Origin of the sequence: Streptomyces phytophilus, assembly GCF_013870535.1 — a bacterium.
GTDB classification, from domain to species: domain Bacteria; phylum Actinomycetota; class Actinomycetes; order Streptomycetales; family Streptomycetaceae; genus Streptomyces; species Streptomyces phytophilus.
This window is the reverse complement of the sequence record NZ_JACBXC010001279.1, coordinates 1-1,696: the sequence shown is the minus strand read 5'-3', so window position 1 is coordinate 1,696 and position 1,696 is coordinate 1. Positions and strand designations below refer to the sequence as shown.

At 75.1% G+C, this 1,696-nt stretch carries 2 protein-coding genes; both read right to left on the bottom strand.

Features of this window, described 5'->3' with window-relative positions; translation table 11 throughout:
• On the bottom strand, positions 1 to 927 hold a 927-nt coding region (gene nudC, locus H5J30_RS31580), incomplete at its 3' end, for an NAD(+) diphosphatase (protein WP_181790993.1).
• 105 nt (positions 928 to 1,032) lie between these two features.
• Positions 1,033 to 1,696 (bottom strand): PD-(D/E)XK nuclease family protein (locus H5J30_RS31575; RefSeq protein WP_181790991.1); only part of this gene is annotated, 664 nt, incomplete at its 5' end.

Genomic DNA, 1,696 nt, shown 5'->3' with positions numbered 1-1,696 from the left:
CGAGCCGTACCACAGCTCGATCAGCCGCCCCGCGATCGAGATCCCGTACGGCGGCAGCACCTCGCCCGTCTCGTACGCGGCGCCCAGCTCCTCGCGCGAGAACCAGCGCGCCTCGTGCAGCTCCTCGCCGTCCACCCGGATCTGCGCGCCCTCGGCGTCCGCCGCGCGCGCGAGGAAGCCCACCATCAGGCTCGACGGGAACGGCCACGGCTGGCTGGCCACGTACTCCACGTCGCCGACCACCACCCCCGCCTCCTCGAAGACCTCCCGCCGCACCGCGTGCTCCAGCGACTCGCCGGGCTCGACGAAGCCCGCGAGCGTCGAGAAGCGCCCCTCCGGCCAGTGCACCTGGCGGCCCAGCAGGATCCGGTCCTCCGGGTCCGTCACGGCCATGATCACGGCGGGGTCCGTCCGCGGGTAGTGCTCCGCGCCGCACGCCGGGCAGCGGCGGATATGGCCCGCGGCGGCGATGACCGTACGCTCACCGCAGCGCGAGCAGAAGCGGTGCAGCCGCTGCCAGTTCTCCAGCGCGACGGCGTGCACCATCAGCCCGGCGTCCTGCTCCGAGAGCAGCAGCCCCGCCTCGCGCAGCCCCGCGGGGCGCGCGGTGTCGTCCATGCGGCCGGGCAGCGAGTCCTTCTGCAGCGCGAAGTAGCGCACGCCGCCGGAATCGGTGCCGAGGAAGTAGCGGTGCTGCTCGGTCGGCGGGGCCTCGAACGCGGGCGTCGTGACCAGCTGCGTGCCGCCTTCCGCGGTGTCGTCGATGAGCACCTGCCCCTCGCAGACCACGAAGACGCGGGTCGTCGGATGGCTCCAGGCGGCCGCCAGCCACGCCTCGTCGATGCGGTGGTGGGCGGCGCGGTCGACGCCGCTGTCCGCCGTGAAGGAGACCGGCCCTGAGGCCGCCCGGTCGATGCCCGTGGTCACTGCTGCTCCCCTTCCGCCGCGCCGCACACGGCCCCCGCGCGCTCGTCCCGCAGGTACACCGAAGGGTCGGCGACGCTGCCGGGGGTGATGCTCATGCCCCCGAGCCTAATCCGTCCGGCCGGACAGCAGGGCCTCAAGCTCCGCTCTGCCCGGCAGTGTGGCGGGACGCACGATCTCCCCGGTGCGTACGTAGAGGAAGGCGGCGGTGACGTCGGCGAGCGGCAGCCGCTCCTGCTCGGCCCAGGCGAGGCGGTAGACGGCGAGCTGGAGGGGGTCGGCGCTGCCGCTGCGGCCGGTCTTCCAGTCGACGATCTCGTAGCCGCCGCCGGGCGCGCGGTACACGGCGTCGATGCGCCCGCGGACGAGGCGGCCGGCGAGGCCGATCTGGAAGGGGGCCTCCAGGCGGTACGGGGTGCGCTGGGCGTACGGGGACCGCTCGAACGCCTCCTTGAGCGCGGCCAGCTCCCGCTCGTCGGCGATCTCCGGGGCGTCCTCCGCGCCGCCGGGCAGCTCGTCGGGGCCGAGCATGGGCAGCGGCAGGGCCTCGAACCGCGACTCGACCCAGGCGTGGAACCGCGTCCCGCGCCGCGCGGCGGGCATCGGCGGACGGGGCATGGGCCGGGCCAGCTCCCGCGTGAACTCCCCGGGATCGGCGGCGAGCCGCAGGAGCTGCGAGGCGGTGAGGGAGGCGGGCAGGGCGACGTCGCGGACGGGCTGCCGGGCGGCGAGCAGTTCGGCTTCGAGGGCGTCGATGTCCCGGTCCCAGGAC